The sequence below is a fragment of the Ruania alba genome (assembly GCF_900105765.1).
GTDB lineage: Bacteria > Actinomycetota > Actinomycetes > Actinomycetales > Beutenbergiaceae > Ruania > Ruania alba.
On the sequence record NZ_FNTX01000002.1, the window covers coordinates 1 to 15,730 of the forward strand.

The 15,730-nt window shown below is 65.0% G+C and carries 20 protein-coding genes and 4 pseudogenes; 13 read left to right on the forward strand and 11 right to left on the reverse strand.

Annotation, left to right across the window (positions count from 1 at the left end):
* Window positions 1–693: 693 nt before the first annotated feature.
* The 3 genes and pseudogenes from BLU77_RS23190 to BLU77_RS23195 all read right to left on the reverse strand — a co-directional run bounded on the left by BLU77_RS23190 (window position 694) and on the right by BLU77_RS23195 (window position 1,588).
* On the reverse strand, window positions 694–891 hold the full coding sequence (locus BLU77_RS23190; RefSeq protein ID WP_425441221.1) for a helix-turn-helix transcriptional regulator: 198 nt from the start codon (window positions 889–891) through the stop codon (window positions 694–696).
* Window positions 834–1,079 carry a hypothetical protein gene (locus tag BLU77_RS22615; protein WP_245708809.1) on the reverse strand — a complete coding sequence of 82 codons (246 nt, stop codon included), beginning with the start codon at window positions 1,077–1,079 and terminating at the stop codon, window positions 834–836. The genes BLU77_RS23190 and BLU77_RS22615 overlap by 58 nt, the downstream gene beginning before the upstream one ends.
* Before the next feature lie 141 nt (window positions 1,080–1,220).
* A pseudogene (locus BLU77_RS23195) lies at window positions 1,221–1,588 on the reverse strand (cupin domain-containing protein).
* Window positions 1,589–1,668: 80 nt separating this feature from the next.
* On the opposite strand from BLU77_RS23195, the gene BLU77_RS10445 reads away from it, so the two are divergent.
* Together BLU77_RS10445 and BLU77_RS22360 are read left to right on the forward strand one after the other, a co-directional pair.
* A complete protein-coding gene (locus BLU77_RS10445) occupies window positions 1,669–2,232 on the forward strand; it encodes an SDR family oxidoreductase (RefSeq protein ID WP_217632422.1) in 564 nt (187 codons plus the stop codon).
* Window positions 2,220–2,522 (forward strand): Rossmann-fold NAD(P)-binding domain-containing protein, encoded by a 303-nt coding sequence (locus BLU77_RS22360; RefSeq protein WP_217632423.1) that lies wholly within the window; start codon window positions 2,220–2,222, stop codon window positions 2,520–2,522. Before BLU77_RS10445 ends, BLU77_RS22360 begins: the two co-directional genes overlap by 13 nt.
* A 67-nt stretch (window positions 2,523–2,589) precedes the next feature.
* On the opposite strand, the gene BLU77_RS22060 is transcribed toward BLU77_RS22360, so the two are convergent.
* Both BLU77_RS22060 and BLU77_RS23200 read right to left on the reverse strand, forming a co-directional pair.
* Window positions 2,590–2,892: a DUF6221 family protein gene (locus tag BLU77_RS22060; RefSeq protein WP_089771125.1), complete on the reverse strand. Its 303-nt coding sequence runs from the start codon at window positions 2,890–2,892 to the stop codon at window positions 2,590–2,592.
* 166 nt (window positions 2,893–3,058) lie between these two features.
* Window positions 3,059–3,514: pseudogene (locus BLU77_RS23200) on the reverse strand (COG4315 family predicted lipoprotein); the annotation flags it as partial.
* A gap of 189 nt (window positions 3,515–3,703) precedes the next feature.
* On the opposite strand from BLU77_RS23200, the gene BLU77_RS22070 reads away from it, so the two are divergent.
* The 4 genes from BLU77_RS22070 (at window position 3,704) to BLU77_RS10465 (ending at window position 4,954) form a co-directional block, all read left to right on the forward strand.
* A complete protein-coding gene (locus BLU77_RS22070) occupies window positions 3,704–3,874 on the forward strand; it encodes a hypothetical protein (protein WP_175477047.1) in 171 nt (56 codons plus the stop codon).
* An 8-nt stretch (window positions 3,875–3,882) separates the two neighbouring features.
* Window positions 3,883–4,047, forward strand: a complete 165-nt coding sequence (locus BLU77_RS23205) for a sigma factor (RefSeq protein ID WP_425441232.1) — start codon at window positions 3,883–3,885, stop codon at window positions 4,045–4,047.
* 28 nt (window positions 4,048–4,075) lie between these two features.
* Window positions 4,076–4,381, forward strand: a complete 306-nt coding sequence (locus BLU77_RS10460) for a hypothetical protein (protein WP_089773133.1) — start codon at window positions 4,076–4,078, stop codon at window positions 4,379–4,381.
* A 216-nt stretch (window positions 4,382–4,597) separates the two neighbouring features.
* Window positions 4,598–4,954: a hypothetical protein gene (locus BLU77_RS10465; protein ID WP_089773134.1), complete on the forward strand. Its 357-nt coding sequence runs from the start codon at window positions 4,598–4,600 to the stop codon at window positions 4,952–4,954.
* Between the two features lie 201 nt (window positions 4,955–5,155).
* On the opposite strand, the gene BLU77_RS10470 is transcribed toward BLU77_RS10465, so the two are convergent.
* Window positions 5,156–5,785 (reverse strand): substrate-binding domain-containing protein, encoded by a 630-nt coding sequence (locus BLU77_RS10470; RefSeq protein ID WP_425441222.1) that lies wholly within the window; start codon window positions 5,783–5,785, stop codon window positions 5,156–5,158.
* A gap of 61 nt (window positions 5,786–5,846) precedes the next feature.
* Window positions 5,847–5,960: pseudogene (locus BLU77_RS23210) on the reverse strand (LacI family DNA-binding transcriptional regulator); the annotation flags it as partial.
* 347 nt (window positions 5,961–6,307) lie between these two features.
* On the opposite strand from BLU77_RS23210, the gene BLU77_RS21765 reads away from it, so the two are divergent.
* The 6 genes and pseudogenes from BLU77_RS21765 to BLU77_RS23215 all read left to right on the forward strand — a co-directional run.
* Window positions 6,308–6,571 carry a hypothetical protein gene (locus BLU77_RS21765; RefSeq protein ID WP_139177731.1) on the forward strand — a complete coding sequence of 88 codons (264 nt, stop codon included), beginning with the start codon at window positions 6,308–6,310 and terminating at the stop codon, window positions 6,569–6,571.
* 20 nt (window positions 6,572–6,591) lie between these two features.
* The gene (locus BLU77_RS22915) at window positions 6,592–6,900 is read left to right on the forward strand and encodes an extracellular solute-binding protein (protein ID WP_089773136.1); all 309 of its coding nucleotides are present in this window, start codon (window positions 6,592–6,594) and stop codon (window positions 6,898–6,900) included.
* Window positions 6,901–6,966: 66 nt separating this feature from the next.
* Complete coding sequence (locus BLU77_RS22920; protein WP_089773137.1) at window positions 6,967–7,650, forward strand: extracellular solute-binding protein; 684 nt, start codon at window positions 6,967–6,969, stop codon at window positions 7,648–7,650.
* A complete protein-coding gene (locus tag BLU77_RS10490; protein ID WP_089773138.1) occupies window positions 7,647–8,330 on the forward strand; it encodes a carbohydrate ABC transporter permease in 684 nt (227 codons plus the stop codon). Before BLU77_RS22920 ends, BLU77_RS10490 begins: the two co-directional genes overlap by 4 nt.
* A 571-nt stretch (window positions 8,331–8,901) precedes the next feature.
* Complete coding sequence (locus tag BLU77_RS10495; RefSeq protein WP_089773139.1) at window positions 8,902–9,504, forward strand: carbohydrate ABC transporter permease; 603 nt, start codon at window positions 8,902–8,904, stop codon at window positions 9,502–9,504.
* 150 nt (window positions 9,505–9,654) lie between these two features.
* Window positions 9,655–10,011, forward strand: a pseudogene (locus tag BLU77_RS23215) (alpha-amylase family protein); the annotation flags it as partial.
* Window positions 10,012–10,141: 130 nt separating this feature from the next.
* Here BLU77_RS23215 and BLU77_RS10505 read toward each other — a convergent pair.
* From BLU77_RS10505 to BLU77_RS10520, 4 genes are all read right to left on the reverse strand, one after another.
* A complete protein-coding gene (locus BLU77_RS10505; protein ID WP_089773141.1) occupies window positions 10,142–11,101 on the reverse strand; it encodes an alpha-amylase family protein in 960 nt (319 codons plus the stop codon).
* A 59-nt stretch (window positions 11,102–11,160) separates the two neighbouring features.
* Entirely contained in the window at window positions 11,161–11,763 is a 603-nt protein-coding gene (locus BLU77_RS10510; protein ID WP_089773139.1) for a carbohydrate ABC transporter permease, read from the reverse strand.
* 321 nt (window positions 11,764–12,084) lie between these two features.
* Window positions 12,085–13,020: a carbohydrate ABC transporter permease gene (locus tag BLU77_RS10515; RefSeq protein ID WP_089771130.1), complete on the reverse strand. Its 936-nt coding sequence runs from the start codon at window positions 13,018–13,020 to the stop codon at window positions 12,085–12,087.
* Window positions 13,017–14,300 (reverse strand): ABC transporter substrate-binding protein, encoded by a 1,284-nt coding sequence (locus tag BLU77_RS10520; protein ID WP_089771129.1) that lies wholly within the window; start codon window positions 14,298–14,300, stop codon window positions 13,017–13,019. The genes BLU77_RS10515 and BLU77_RS10520 overlap by 4 nt, the downstream gene beginning before the upstream one ends.
* Window positions 14,301–14,699: 399 nt before the next feature.
* Here BLU77_RS10520 and BLU77_RS10525 point away from each other — a divergent pair, with 399 nt between their 5' ends.
* The gene (locus tag BLU77_RS10525; protein ID WP_089771128.1) at window positions 14,700–15,689 is read left to right on the forward strand and encodes a LacI family DNA-binding transcriptional regulator; all 990 of its coding nucleotides are present in this window, start codon (window positions 14,700–14,702) and stop codon (window positions 15,687–15,689) included.
* The last annotated feature ends 41 nt before the right edge of the window (window positions 15,690–15,730 follow it).

Consider the following 15,730-nt stretch of genomic DNA (forward strand, 5'->3'; position numbering starts at 1 on the left):
GGATGAACCGGTCTCGACGTTGCCCCAGCCGAAGACGGCCGCACCCAACCAGGTGAGCATCAGTCCACCCCAGACCAGCAGCAGGATCCGCATCCGCATCAGTGACTCCATGATGGCGATTCTCCACCGGTTGCGGTGATCAGTCCGCCACTGTGGAACCTGCGGATCGCCAGCCGGCACTCCTGGGGAACCGGGCCGTCGTCGATGCGGGTCTGGATGCCGATCGCCACCACGCCTGAGCGCCGTGTGCCAGGCTGGCTCGCGTGCGACGTGAGTTGTGGGCCGTGATCGACCGTTCGCGGTCTCCGGTGTGTTGCACCTGATGCGCCCTGGGCTCTTCGAGTCGATCATCCCGGCGCCGCTGCGGCGCTGGAAGCGGAGCTGGTGATCCTCTCGGGCGTGGCGGAGTGTAGTTGTGCGGCAGGCTGCTGCATCCGCGCACCCGCCGGGTAGCCGGGTGACCAGTGCCGCGCTACTGGTCGCGGTGTGGCCGGCGAACATGCAGATGAGCGCGGACCTGGCGAGCTGGGCGTGGCGGCACGGTGACGCGGGCTCCTGGGTGCGGTTCGCCGTCTCGGTGGCGCGGCTCCCGCTCCAGGTGCCGGTGATCCGGATCGCGCTGCGGGCCGGCCGGACCGACCGGTCGGGATCACGCCGGAACGAGGACGTCGGAACGGCGAAAGGTCTGCGGACTCACCCCGTAGCGGCGCTTGAACGCACTGCTGAACGAGAAGGCCGTTCCGTACCCCACCCGGCGGGCGACGGCCGCGAGGGTTCGTCGCTGCCACGGAGCAGATCGGCGGCGAGGGTGAGCCGCCAACCGGTGAGATAGGTCATCGGCGGCTCGCCGACCAGGTCGGTGAACCGGCGCGCGAGCGTCGCGCGGGACACCCCGACAGAGCGCGCCAGGGCATCGATGGTCCACGGTCGGCCGGGTTCGTCTGCAGGGCACGGATCGCCGGACCCACCACCGGGTCGGCGCTCGCCTGCCACCAGCGGGGCGCGTCGACGGTGGGGTCGGCGAACCAGGTGCGCAGCGTCTGCACCAGCACCAGATCGACGATCCGGTCCAGCACCACCTGCTGCCGAGCGCCTCCTGGTTCACCTCGGTGTGCAGCACGTCCATGAGGGCGGATCCGCTGCCGACCGGCACCCGCACGGTGCGTGGCAGGGCATCCAGCAGCGCGGCGTCACCTGGCCGCGCAGGTCGTAGCAAGCGATCACGAAGGCTGTCTCCCGGTGACCGAGTTCCCCCAGGTTCGTGCTCCCAGCAGCATCTCCTCGGCGAGCGAGGCGCCCGCCGCGTCCCGGCAGACCTCGTCCGTGTCCACGAACACCACCGGGTCACGACCGGGGGAGTCGGAGACCGTGTAGTGATCCGGACCCTTGACCAGCAACACGTCACCCGGTACCAGCTCGAGCGGATCCTCTCCGTCGAAGGTCACCCACGCGCGACCACGTGCCATCGCACCAGCGCCAACGGTGCCTCGTCACCGACGCGGATCGACCACGGTGCGTCGAGCAGGCATCGGAGCACGAAGGCGCCCCGAGCGCGGGGGCCGTCCAGCAGTGCGGAGAGGGCGTCCATTCCCTGATGTTAGACGATCACGTATGCCATTGACCGTTCTGCCCATGGATCGTCTTGATTGGAGCCGCTGAGATGAAGACATGGACACCACAGTGCAGACCCTCGCAGGAACGATCCTCATCACCGGCGCGCACGGCAAGACCGGCCGCCGGGTCGCGGCCAGGCTCACTTCGGCCGGGCACCTTGTCCGGAGCGCCTCCCGCTCCGGTGACCATCCCTTCGACTGGACCAACCCACACACCTGGCCGGCCGCCGTCGACGGTGTGGCAGCCGCCTACCTGACCTACCAACCCGACCTGGCGCTGCCCGGCGCACGGGACGCCGTCACGGGTGTGGCGACGGCGCTCGCCGAGCGGGGCGTGCAGCGGGTGGTGCTGCTCTCCGGCCGTGGTGAGCCGCTGGCGCAGGAGTGTGAACGCGCGTTCCTGGACCTGGTGCCCACTGGCACAGTGGTGCGCTGCGCGTTCTTCGACCAGAACTTCACCGAGGGTCCGTTCGCCCCAGCAGTCATCGACGGCGTGCTGGCGCTGCCGGGCGCGCCCGACGTTGCCGAACCGTTCCTGGACGCCGAGGACATCGCCGACGTCGTGGTGACAGCCCTGCTGGCGGAGGCACCGAGCACGAGGGGCGGGTGCTCGAGCTGACCGGACCTCGCGCGGTGCCTCTCGTGGAGACCGCCCGGATCCTGGGAGATGCGGCCGGGCATCGCGTGCAGTACCAGCAGGTGAGTGCGGCGGATTTCGCTGCCGTGGCCGAAGCGGCAGGTCTGCCGACCGACGAGGCCCGCGGACTTGCCGAGCTGTTCGTGGACCTGCTCGACGGGCACAACAGCGCCACGACCACCACCGTGGCGGACGTGCTCGGCAGGCCGGCTCGCTCGCTGGAAGAGTTCGCGGCCGAGGCGGCGGCCGGCGGGGCTTGGGCTAGGGCATGAGCGAGGCCGCATGGGCCCGATCTGGATACGGTGGAACCAACCTCGTCGGTGCCCTGGCCCGCCGCACTCAGGGTGTCCACGTCTCCTGGAAATCGGGGTGGTCGGAGTAGAGAGTCGCGAGGTGGCGTAGCCCTGAGGGGTACTCACCGACGCGTTCGAGCTCGTGCCAGTCACGAAACGCGCCGAACTCGTTCCCGGAGAGGCCTGCGGTCTCCCACAGTTCCTGGACGAGTGCCCGTTTGACTGCGCACTCGGCGAGAATCCGCTCGCGTCCGAAGGGATGCAGGCCAGCGCCCACTCCGGCCGGGATTCGCAACGCCGCGGCCTCGTCGTCGTCGATCCGGGCATGGATGAACTCGGTGATGGTCACTCATCATGGTCGCACGGCACCACCAACCCGCTCCTGCCGGCAGCGCGTGGACGTATCGACGGCGCTGAGTGAGTTGCTGCCAGATCTGGCACCAGTGGCCTGAGAGGCGTCGATACTTCCGCGGCCGGCTACTCGATGATCTCGCCCTCGGGGAGAGGACGTACCAGACGTCGTTCACGCCCTGGCCGGTGGTGTCGCCGGGGGCGGAGTCCTGCACCCAGTAGTACAGCGGCCAGCCGTTGTACGAGGCCTGGACCGTGCCGTCGGAGCGTTCGAGGCTGCCGAGCAGCGACGTGTCGATACCTTCGCCCGCCTCCGGTTCACCCTCCAGGGCCGGCCATGCTTCGAGGCAGTCGCCCTCGCAGTTGCTCACGCCTTCTTCGTCGTTGGTGAACATGTACAAGGTCATGCCCTCACCATCGACCAGGATCGTGCCGAGGTCGGTCTCGGCGGTGGTGACAGTCGGGGCGCGGCCATCTCGCCGTTGTCGCTTCCTCGCCGCTCTCCTCGGTGGCCTCGCCCTCCTCGGTTGTCTCCTCCTCGGCAGGGGCGCCGCCTCCGTAGCCTCCGCCCGCGCCCTCGTCCGTGTCGCCCTCGTCGCGGAGCCGCATCCTGCCAGCAGGAGGCCCGCGCCATGAGGGTCGCCGTCAGTATGGTCCGGGTCCGTCGCATGGTCTTCTCCACTCGTCGTGCGTCAGCACCGGCCGAACGCCGGTAGGAGTGGTACGTCGGCTGGCGACGAAGGATTGCTCGAGCTGAGGAACAGCGGGATCGCGTACCGGCAATCCCTCCACCCGGGCTGAGCCGTATCGTGAAGTATGGGAGCCATGTCACGCGCCGACCGGGCCGCCGACGCCGCCCTGCTGCCGGGCTGGCGGTGGACGATCCCGGTGCGTCGGCGGCGTTCGTTCGGCGGTTCCAGAGCGCGGTGTTCGGGATGGCAGTGAGCATCACCCGCGACGCGGCGCTCGCGAGGACGTGAGCCAGGAGGTGTTCTTGCGTGCCTGGGAGCGGCGGCGGTTACGACGCACGCGTGCTTCGGTGCTCACCTGGATCCTCACCATCGCCCGCAACGCCGCCATCGACGCCGTACGGCCCGGCGCAGCACTCCCACCGAGGACGACGTCCTCGATCGGCTCGTGCAGGACACACTGACCACCTCGCCGGACCTGAGGAGACGGCCGTGCACCGCGTCGAGGCTGAGCGTGCGGTGCGCCGGCTGCACCGCCTCTCACCCGAGCAGGCGCGCGCCCGTGGTGCTGGCCGTGCTCGGCGGGTGTACGGCCGCGGAGGTGAGTGTGCGGGAGAAGATCCCCTGGGCACCGCCAAGACCCGATCCGTGACGGGCTCAGGAAACTACGACGAGGTGTCGAGACCGAACAAGGAGGCGGATCATGACGTCCAGCCGGAACGCCGAGTGGCACCCCGACGAGACGCCCTCATCGAGGTGGCGCTCGATCACGCCGATGCCGACACCCGTATCCGGTGAGTGACCACCTGCGCGTGCAGCGCCTGCCGCCACGACTACGACGAGCGCGCCGGTGCGATCGAGCAGGTGCTCCCCGCCGTACCCGGCACGCACCGGACCCGACTTCGAGTCCGACGTGCTGGCGCGGTTGCGGGCTGAGCGAACAGGGAGCCCGGGAGAGGCGCGCCTCGCACCAGGGCGAGCGGCCCGTCGGGCCATCTTCGCCGTGGCAGCGGCATGCTGTTGGGCCTCGCCCTGGACGGGGGGCGGTGGCGCTTGCTGGACGGCGGAACGGAAGCCCCGCCATCAGCCGCCGCCGAGTGGTCGGCCCCCTTGCTGACCGCGACGCACCCGGATCGGGCAGGTGTCCCGCGGCTGGGCCCGGACGGGCCGATGCTCGTGGTGGACGTGGCCGAGGGACCCGTGGGGGTGGAATACACCTGCCTCGTGGAGTACGCCGACGGTACGAAGGCGGACCTGGGAGCGTGGGCGCTGAGCGCGGACTCGCCGAACCGGTGGATCGTGGCCGATGACGCGTCACGTCGGTGGATCTGGTGGCCGAGAGTGGCAGTGTGGTCCAGCGCCGAACTGTGAGGCATCCTCAAGGATCGAAGCAGTCCGGTTGAATCTCGGCCTTACCGCAGCCCGCCGCTCCTACGGGAAAGGCAGCCGCACGACTCACGCTCAGCCAGCGCATAGTTGGCAACGTTGATGGTCTGGACGAGCTCGTCCTTTCGCTGGTCCAGTGCCTCGATGGCCGCTCCGGCTATGTCAATGTCGGCGCGACCAGCGACGTCAGCGAGGGCACTGTGAACTGGGCAAGTTCTGTCGCGTTGGCGACGGCGAGTGCCAGATCGCCGGCACCGCGACGCCACGCTCATACAGTCGACGCAGGACGCCGAACGCCTGAACGTCGGTTGCCACCAGTGCTGCGGTGGGAGCCGGGTCCATCGCGAGCAACTGCTCGACGGCGTCGTAGCCGCCGGGTTCGGTCAGGGGCGCTGCGACGACATAGTCGTCGCCGGAATGTAGGTGGTTCTCGGCCATCACATCGCGCCAGCCCTCATAGCGTCGTTGAGTGGAAACGATGCCCTCAGGGCCGCCGAGCAAGGCAATCTTCTTGTGGCCATGGCTGATCAGGTGCTGTGTCACCAGTGCTGATCCACGGACCGCGAACTCGGGTCGATCTACCACCACGATCGGTGTGCCCATCGCTGTATAGGGGCCGAAATCCTGATGCCGGTCCACGCTGACCACGATGATGCCTTCAACACGGCGTTCCACGAGAGCGCGAAGATTGGCCTGCTCCTTCGCCAGGTCCCAATCGGTCGTCGCGACCAAGAGCTCCAGTCCCTGCGTGAATGCCAGCGAAGAAATCGCCTGAGCGAGGCGTCCGAAGTAGGGCATCACGATGTCCGGAACCACGAGCCCGAGGTCGATGAGCGCCCGAGAGCGAGCATCCGGCGACGCCGTCGCGTTGATAGCCCAGGTCGTCGATCGCAGCCAGAACCTTGGCCCGTGCGGCCGATGAGACCGGCCGGGGCCCATTGTTGAGCACGTAGGACACCACGGCGGTCGACACCCCGGCCCGCAGTGCCACATCTTCTGGTTACTGCCACAATTGATGGTAACTGTGGGCGATCGAGCGGAAGTCGGGGGACTGTAGCGGGTCCGCTCCGGATTGCACTGCCGTGGCTGCAGGTGCCACCCGGTTAGCTGGAGCACGGTGTGCGACGGCGTGGCCTCACCGTCCGGGCGGCCTGCCCGTCAAGAACGCGCACGAGCGCGTCACCGACCGGTTTGGGGTTGGCGCTGATCGCGGTCGGGCATCGGGCTCCTTTACGGCGAGAGGATCGCTGAGTAGCGGAGGAATGAATTGCGTCAGTCTACGCGGGTTGACCACGTGTGTCTACGCGGGTAGAGTCCCATTCGATTTGCCCCAACGGAATGTGGACTTCACTCGAGCAGACGCGCATCGCGGCGCTGTCTCCTACTACGGCAGTAAGGACGCACGATGAACACAAACCCATCCTGAATCGACGTAACTTCCTCGTGCTGGCGCAGGTGCGGCGGAGGCTTCCTCTAGCGAGCTGCGCCGGCGGCAGTGCCGAGAGTGGTCCTGACGAGATCACCGGTGCCGGCTGGTCGGACGGCCTCAACGATCTCGTCTTCGGGCAGATCAAGACCGACTTCGAGGCAGCCAGCGGCTGACTGTAACTCCGCAGGCCTCGGTGCCCTTCGACGACTACCAGACCCGGTTCCGCACCCTGATCGCAGGTGGTTCGCCACCGGACCTGATGCGCCTCAATGACGACTTCCTCCGGGAGATGTCGGACAAGGAGTCGATCCTCGACATCGAGCCCTACCTGTCTGAGTCAGGCGTGGACACCTCGGACTACTTCGAAGGCGTGCTCGACTTCACGGCACTGCCGAACGGCCGGGCGGCTTGGCCATCGGAGCGCTGCCCGAGTCATCTATTACAACAAGACGCTGTTCGAGGAGAAGGGCGTACCGCTCCCGCCTACGTCCTGGACATCTGACGGCTGGACCTGGGAGGACTTCCTGGAGACTGCCCGCGCGCTCACCGAAGGTGACACGTGGGGCGCATGCGTCGTCACCGATACTGCGTACGAGAACACCTGGGCAGTCAACAATGGTGGGGAGGGCATCTTCTCGGCCGACGGGCGCTCTTCGCCCTTGCCGAGCCGGAGGGCGTTGAAGCGCTGCAATGGGCGGCCGACCTCGCGCTCGTGCACGAGGTGGCGCCTCCATGGGCCGAGGTGTCTGGGGACGACTCCGAGCAGCAGCTATTCGTCGGTGGCCGGTGCGCGATGCTCTTCTCCTCGATGTCAGTCTCCAGTTACTTCAACGAGAATGTCACGGAGTTCGAGTGGGACATCGCCCCCGTCCCGGGCAACGTGAACCAGTTCAGCGAGTCCTCGATGGCCTTGATGGTGATCCCGACGGCGGCAGCCAACCCCGACGGAGCCTGGGAGTTCCTGAAGTACGTCACCGGGCCCGAAGGTGGTCAGGCGATCGCGCAGAACCGCGTGGGTGTGCCGCTGAGCAGGACCGCCGCCGAGGCTCTTGAACCCGGTGGAGCCGGCCCTGCGAACATTCATCTGTTCACCGAAGCGGCCAAGAACAACCGAAGTGTGCATTCCACGACCGCCACCGCAGCGGCAGTGGCGATCTACCGGCCGGCGCTGGAACGTGCCCTGATCGGTGAGATCACGGTGGAGGAGGCACTGACCGGCGCTCGCGAGCAGGTGGAAGCGGCTCTGGCGTGACGTCGACCAACGTCCCTATCGCGCGCGCAGGGTCGTCGACAGACAGCTCCGGCCGACGGCGCCGGCTCGGCAGGGGCGAACTCGCCGGTTGGTTGTTCATCGCCCCGCTGATATTCGGCATCCTCGCTTTCCAGCTTGTGCCGATCGTGGTCTCGATCGTCGCGTCGTTCACCAACTGGGACGGCATCACCACGCCGCAGTTCATCGGCGCTGACAACTACGCAGGACTGGCACAGGACGACCTGTTCTGGACCACCCTGAGGAACACCGTGCTGTTCACCCTCGGGGTGATACCGCTGACGACCGTGGGAGCCTTGCTCCTGGCGGTGCTGTGCCAGGGAAAGTCGCGTGTGTCCAATGTGGTCTTCCGGACGGCGTACTTCACGCCCTATGTGACCAGCATCGTGGCGATCGGGTTGGTCTGGAGCAAGCTTCTCGCACCGAGCGGGTTCATCAACAGCGTCTTCGCCATGGTGGGCGTCGAGGGGCCAGCGTGGCTCACCAACTCGACCTGGGCACTTCCTGCAGTGATCCTCATCTCGGCATGGCAGGGAATCGGGTATCCGATGATCATCCTGCTCGGCGGCCTCCAGAGCATCGATGACTCACTCAATGAAGCCGCCAAGATCGATGGCGCAGGATCGAGACGACGCTTCTTCAGTATCACCCTGCGTTGTTGACGCCTCAGATCTTCTTTGTTCTCGTGACGCAGTTCATCACCTCGTTCCAGGTCTTCGCGTTGATCTTTGTGCTGACCAGCGGAGGCCCGGGAACGCGACAAATGTCTACATCTACTACCTCTATCAGAACGCTTTCACGTTCGGACAGTTGGGCTACGCCTCGGCCATGGCCTGGATCCTGTTCATCATCATCGGTGCCGTCACGTTCCTTCAGCTCAGGCTGCAGAAGCGCTGGGTCTTCTACAACTGATCGGGGAGACATGACACACCTGCAGATTCGACACGCGCCTGCGGCACGTGCACGGGAAACCCGGGTTGAGGCGTCTCGACGAACTGGAACCGTTCCCGAGCGAGGCGCCCGTCTGGCGCTGGCAGGGCGCGGTGGCAAGCTGATCCTGATGACGATGCTCGCCATCAGTTTTCTCACACCACTGAGCTGGATGCTCTCTGCGTCCTTGAAGACCGAGCAGGACATCGCCCAGAACCCGATGGGGTTCATCCCGCAGACCTGGAGTGGCACAACTACGCTGCAGCGTTCGAATCGATCCGGCCGTTCTTCATCAACAGCGCGATGCTGGCCGTCATCAACGTCGTCGGAGTGCTCGCGGTCTCGTCAATCGCCGGATACGCCTTCGGCCGGCTCTCCTTCCGTGGCCGTGACCTTGCCTTCTCGCTCGTCCTAGCGACAGCGATCATCCCCGGGATCGTCCTGATCATCCCGCAGTACATCATCTTCCAGCAGATCGGCTGGGTGGACACCTTCTTCCCGCTGTGGGTGCCGCGCGTACTGACGCCGGTGTTCGGCACCTTCCTCCTCCGGCAAGCATTCATGACGCTGCCGAAGGAACTGGAGGAGGCCGCGAAGTTGGACGGCCTGAACACCTTCATGATCTATGCACGAATCATGCTGCCACAGGTCAAGCCAGCGCTTGCCGCAGTGGGTGTGTTCACCTTCGTGGAGTCGTGGAACGACCTCTTCGGCCCATTGATTTTCATCAATTCCACGCACCTACAGACTCTCCCGATCGCACTGGCACAGTTCCAGGGTGAGTTCTTCTCCACCACGAACCTGCTGATGGCTGCATCGACGATCACGGTGGTGCCCGTGATCGTGATCTACCTGATCGCGCAGAAGTATTTCGTGCAGGGAATCGCCAGCTCCGGCTTGAAGTAGATCCACTCATCTCCACGGCGTGGTCGAACACCACCCGTGCCCAACTAGGAAGGATTTCCATGCCCGCGAACGAGCCGTGGTACCGAACGAGCCGACGATGGGGTCAGACCAACCTCGTCGAGATCGACCCGAGCGATACGACGACGCGTGGTGGCGCAGGTACTGGCGAGATACTCGTATCGACGGTGTGATCGTCAATGCAGGTGCATCGTCGCCTACTACCCATCCGAGTTCGAACTCCATCACCGTGCTGTCGGGATCTCCGAACAGAACGATCTGTATGGCCGCATCGTCGCCTCCGCGCGTGACGAGGGACTGGCGGTGGTCGCCCGGATGGACTCCAACCGCGTGGCCGAGGACTTCTTCATCGCGCACCCGGAGTGGATGGCCCGAGATGCTGATGGCGAGCCCTATCGGGCTGCCGACAAGTGGATCACCTGCGTCAACAGCGGCTACTACAACGACTACCTGCTCCAAGTGCTCGCCGAGATCACCCGACGGTCTGCACCAGACGGCTTCGCCGACAACAGCTGGGCCGGTCTGCCACGGGACCGGATCTGCTACTGCGAGAACTGCGCCCGGATCTTCCGTGAAGCCAAGGGTAGCCCGCTGCCCGCCCAGATCGACTGGAGCGACCCTACCTACCGCGACTGGGTGCGCTGGAACTACGACCGGCGAGTAGAGATCTGGGAGTTGAACAACAAGGCACCAGGCAGCCGGCGGCGAGCACTGCATCTGGATGGGGATGCTCAGCGGCGATCAGAAGCATGCTGCGAACAGGTTCAACGACCAACGGCGATCCTGGTGGCTCCCCCGCCAGCCGATCATCAGCCGCGCGGGGAGCCACCAGAATCCGCCGTTGGTCGTTGAACCTGTTCGCAGCATGCTTCTGATCGCCGCTGAGCATCCCCATCCAGATGCAGTGCTCGCCGCCGGCTGCCTGGGTGGCCTTGTTGTTCAACTCCCAGATCTCTACTCGCCGGTCGTAGTTCCAGCGCACCCAGTCGCGGTAGGTAGGGTCGCTCCAGTCGATCTGGGCGGGCAGCGGGCTACCCTTGGCTTCACGGAAGATCCGGGCGCAGTTCTCGCAGTAGCAGATCCGGTCCCGTGGCAGACCGGCCCAGCTGTTGTCGGCGAAGCCGTCTGGTGCAGACCGTCGGGTGATCTCGGCGAGCACTTGGAGCAGGTAGTCGTTGTAGTAGCCGCTGTTGACGCAGGTGATCCACTTGTCGGCAGCCCGATAGGGCTCGCCATCAGCATCTCGGGCCATCCACTCCGGGTGCGCGATGAAGAAGTCCTCGGCCACGCGGTTGGAGTCCATCCGGGCGACCACCGCCAGTCCCTCGTCACGCGCGGAGGCGACGATGCGGCCATACAGATCGTTCTGTTCGGAGATCCCGACAGCACGGTGATGGAGTTCGAACTCGGATGGGTAGTAGGCGACGATGCCACCTGCATTGACGATCACACCGTCGATACGAGTATCTCGCCAGTACCTGCGCCACCACGCGTCGTCGTATCGCTCGGGGTCGATCTCGACGAGGTTGGTCTGACCCCATCGTCGGCTCGTTCGGTACCACGGCTCGTTCGCGGGCATGGAAATCCTTCCTAGTTGGGCACGGGTGGTGTTCGACCACGCCGTGGAGATGAGTGGATCTACTTCAAGCCGGAGCTGGCGATTCCCTGCACGAAATACTTCTGCGCGATCAGGTAGATCACGATCACGGGCACCACCGTGATCGTCGATGCAGCCATCAGCAGGTTCGTGGTGGAGAAGAACTCACCCTGGAACTGTGCCAGTGCGATCGGGAGAGTCTGTAGGTGCGTGGAATTGATGAAAATCAATGGGCCGAAGAGGTCGTTCCACGACTCCACGAAGGTGAACACACCCACTGCGGCAAGCGCTGGCTTGACCTGTGGCAGCATGATTCGTGCATAGATCATGAAGGTGTTCAGGCCGTCCAACTTCGCGGCCTCCTCCAGTTCCTTCGGCAGCGTCATGAATGCTTGCCGGAGGAGGAAGGTGCCGAACACCGGCGTCAGTACGCGCGGCACCCACAGCGGGAAGAAGGTGTCCACCCAGCCGATCTGCTGGAAGATGATGTACTGCGGGATGATCAGGACGATCCCGGGGATGATCGCTGTCGCTAGGACGAGCGAGAAGGCAAGGTCACGGCCACGGAAGGAGAGCCGGCCGAAGGCGTATCCGGCGATTGACGAGACCGCGAGCACTCCGACGACGTTGATGACGGCCAGCATCGCGCTGTTGATGAAGAACGGCCGGATCGATTCGAACGCTGCAGCGTAGTTGTGCCACTCCCAGGTCTGCGGATGAACCCCATCGGGTTCTGGGCGATGTCCTGCTCGGTCTTCAAGGACGCAGAGAGCATCCAGCTCAGTGGTGTGAGAAAACTGATGGCGAGCATCGTCATCAGGATCAGCTTGCCACCGCGCCCTGCCAGCGCCAGACGGGCGCCTCGCTCGGGAACGGTTCCAGTTCGTCGAGACGCCTCAACCCGGGTTTCCCGTGCACGTGCCGCAGGCGCGTGTCGAATCTGCAGGTGTGTCATGTCTCCCCGATCAGTTGTAGAAGACCCAGCGCTTCTGCAGCCTGAGCTGAAGGAACGTGACGGCACCGATGATGATGAACAGGATCCAGGCCATGGCCGAGGCGTAGCCCAACTGTCCGAACGTGAAAGCGTTCTGATAGAGGTAGTAGATGTAGACATTTGTCGCGTTCCCGGGGCCTCCGCTGGTCAGCACAAAGATCAACGCGAAGACCTGGAACGAGGTGATGAACTGCGTCACGAGAACAAAGAAGATCTGAGGCGTCAACAACGGCAGGGTGATACTGAAGAAGCGTCGTCTCGATCCTGCGCCATCGATCTTGGCGGCTTCATTGAGTGAGTCATCGATGCTCTGGAGGCCGCCGAGCAGGATGATCATCGGATACCCGATTCCCTGCCATGCCGAGATGAGGATCACTGCAGGAAGTGCCCAGGTCGAGTTGGTGAGCCACGCTGGCCCCTCGACGCCCACCATGGCGAAGACGCTGTTGATGAACCCGCTCGGTGCGAGAAGCTTGCTCCAGACCAACCCGATCGCCACGATGCTGGTCACATAGGGCGTGAAGTACGCCGTCCGGAAGACCACATTGGACACACGCGACTTTCCCTGGCACAGCACCGCCAGGAGCAAGGCTCCCACGGTCGTCAGCGGTATCACCCCGAGGGTGAACAGCACGGTGTTCCTCAGGGTGGTCCAGAACAGGTCGTCCTGTGCCAGTCCTGCGTAGTTGTCAGCGCCGATGAACTGCGGCGTGGTGATGCCGTCCCAGTTGGTGAACGACGCGACGATCGAGACCACGATCGGCACAAGCTGGAAAGCGAGGATGCCGAATATCAGCGGGGCGATGAACAACCAACCGGCGAGTTCGCCCCTGCCGAGCCGGCGCCGTCGGCCGGAGCTGTCTGTCGACGACCCTGCGCGCGCGATAGGGACGTTGGTCGACGTCACGCCAGAGCCGCTTCCACCTGCTCGCGAGCGCCGGTCAGTGCCTCCTCCACCGTGATCTCACCGATCAGGGCACGTTCCAGCGCCGGCCGGTAGATCGCCACTGCCGCTGCGGTGGCGGTCGTGGAATGCACACTTCGGTTGTTCTTGGCCGCTTCGGTGAACAGATGAATGTTCGCAGGGCCGGCTCCACCGGGTTCAAGAGCCTCGGCGGCGGTCCTGCTCAGCGGCACACCCACGCGGTTCTGCGCGATCGCCTGACCACCTTCGGGCCCGGTGACGTACTTCAGGAACTCCCAGGCTCCGTCGGGGTTGGCTGCCGCCGTCGGGATCACCATCAAGGCCATCGAGGACTCGCTGAACTGGTTCACGTTGCCCGGGACGGGGGCGATGTCCCACTCGAACTCCGTGACATTCTCGTTGAAGTAACTGGAGACTGACATCGAGGAGAAGAGCATCGCGCACCGGCCACCGACGAATAGCTGCTGCTCGGAGTCGTCCCCAGACACCTCGGCCCATGGAGGCGCCACCTCGTGCACGAGCGCGAGGTCGGCCGCCCATTGCAGCGCTTCAACGCCCTCCGGCTCGGCAAGGGCGAAGGAGCGCCCGTCGGCCGAGAAGATGCCCTCCCCACCATTGTTGACTGCCCAGGTGTTCTCGTACGCAGTATCGGTGACGACGCATGCGCCCCACGTGTCACCTTCGGTGAGCGCGCGGGCAGTCTCCAGGAAGTCCTCCCAGGTCCAGCCGTCAGATGTCCAGGACGTAGGCGGGAGCGGTACGCCCTTCTCCTCGAACAGCGTCTTGTTGTAATAGATGACTCGGGGCAGCGCTCCGATGGCCAAGCCCGCCCGGCCGTTCGGCAGTGCCGTGAAGTCGAGCACGCCTTCGAAGTAGTCCGAGGTGTCCACGCCTGACTCAGACAGGTAGGGCTCGATGTCGAGGATCGACTCCTTGTCCGACATCTCCCGGAGGAAGTCGTCATTGAGGCGCATCAGGTCCGGTGGCGAACCACCTGCGATCAGGGTGCGGAACCGGGTCTGGTAGTCGTCGAAGGGCACCGAGGCCTGCGGAGTTACAGTCAGCCCGCTGGCTGCCTCGAAGTCGGTCTTGATCTGCCCGAAGACGAGATCGTTGAGGCCGTCCGACCAGCCGGCACCGGTGATCTCGTCAGGACCACTCTCGGCACTGCCGCCGGCGCAGCTCGCTAGGAGGAAGCCTCCCGCCGCACCTGCGCCAGCCACGAGGAAGTTACGTCGATTCAGGATGGGGTTTGTGTTCATCGTGCGTCCTTACTGCCGTAGTAGGAGACAGCGCCGCGATGCGCGTCTGCTCGAGTGAAGTCCACATTCCGTTGGGGCAAATCGAATGGGACTCTACCCGCGTAGACACACGTGGTCAACCCGCGTAGACTGACGCAATTCATTCCTCCGCTACTCAGCGATCCTCTCGCCGTAAAGGAGCCCGATGCCCGACCGCGATCAGCCGCCAACCCCAAACCGGTCGGTGACGCGCTCGTGCGCGGTTCTTGACGGGCAGGCCGCCCCGGACGGTGAGGCCACCGCCGTCGCACACCGTGCTCCAGCTAACCGGGTGGCACCTGCAGCCACGGCAGTGCAATCCGGAGCGGACCCGCTACAGTCCCCCGACTTCCGCTCGATCGCCCACAGTTACCATCAATTGTGGCAGTAACCAGGAAGGATGTGGCACTGCGGGCCGGGGTGTCGACCGCCGTGGTGTCCTACGTGCTCAACAATGGGCCCCGGCCGGTCTCATCGGCCGCACGGGCCAAGGTTCTGGCTGCGATCGACGACCTGGGCTATCAACGCGACGGCGTCGCCCGGATGCTCGCTCTCGGGCGCTCATCGACCCTCGGGCTCGTGGTTCCGGACATCGTGATGCCCTACTTCGGACGCCTCGCTCAGGCGATTTCTTCGCTGGCATTCACGCAGGGACTGGAGCTCTTGGTCGCGACGACCGATTGGGACCTGGCGAAGGAGCAGGCCAATCTTCGCGCTCTCGTGGAACGCCGTGTTGAAGGCATCATCGTGGTCAGCGTGGACCGGCATCAGGATTTCGGCCCCTATACAGCGATGGGCACACCGATCGTGGTGGTAGATCGACCCGAGTTCGCGGTCCGTGGATCAGCACTGGTGACACAGCACCTGATCAGCCATGGCCACAAGAAGATTGCCTTGCTCGGCGGCCCTGAGGGCATCGTTTCCACTCAACGACGCTATGAGGGCTGGCGCGATGTGATGGCCGAGAACCACCTACATTCCGGCGACGACTATGTCGTCGCAGCGCCCCTGACCGAACCCGGCGGCTACGACGCCGTCGAGCAGTTGCTCGCGATGGACCCGGCTCCCACCGCAGCACTGGTGGCAACCGACGTTCAGGCGTTCGGCGTCCTGCGTCGACTGTATGAGCGTGGCGTCGCGGTGCCCGGCGATCTGGCACTCGCCGTCGCCAACGCGACAGAACTTGCCCAGTTCACAGTGCCCTCGCTGACGTCGCTGGTCGCGCCGACCATTGACATAGCCGGAGCGGCCATCGAGGCACTGGACCAGCGAAAGGACGAGCTCGTCCAGACCATCAACGTTGCCAACTATGCGCTGGCTGAGCGTGAGTCGTGCGGCTGCCTTCCCCGTAGGAGCGGCGGGCTGCGGTAAGGCCGAGATTCAACCGGACTGCTTCGATCCTTGAGGATGCC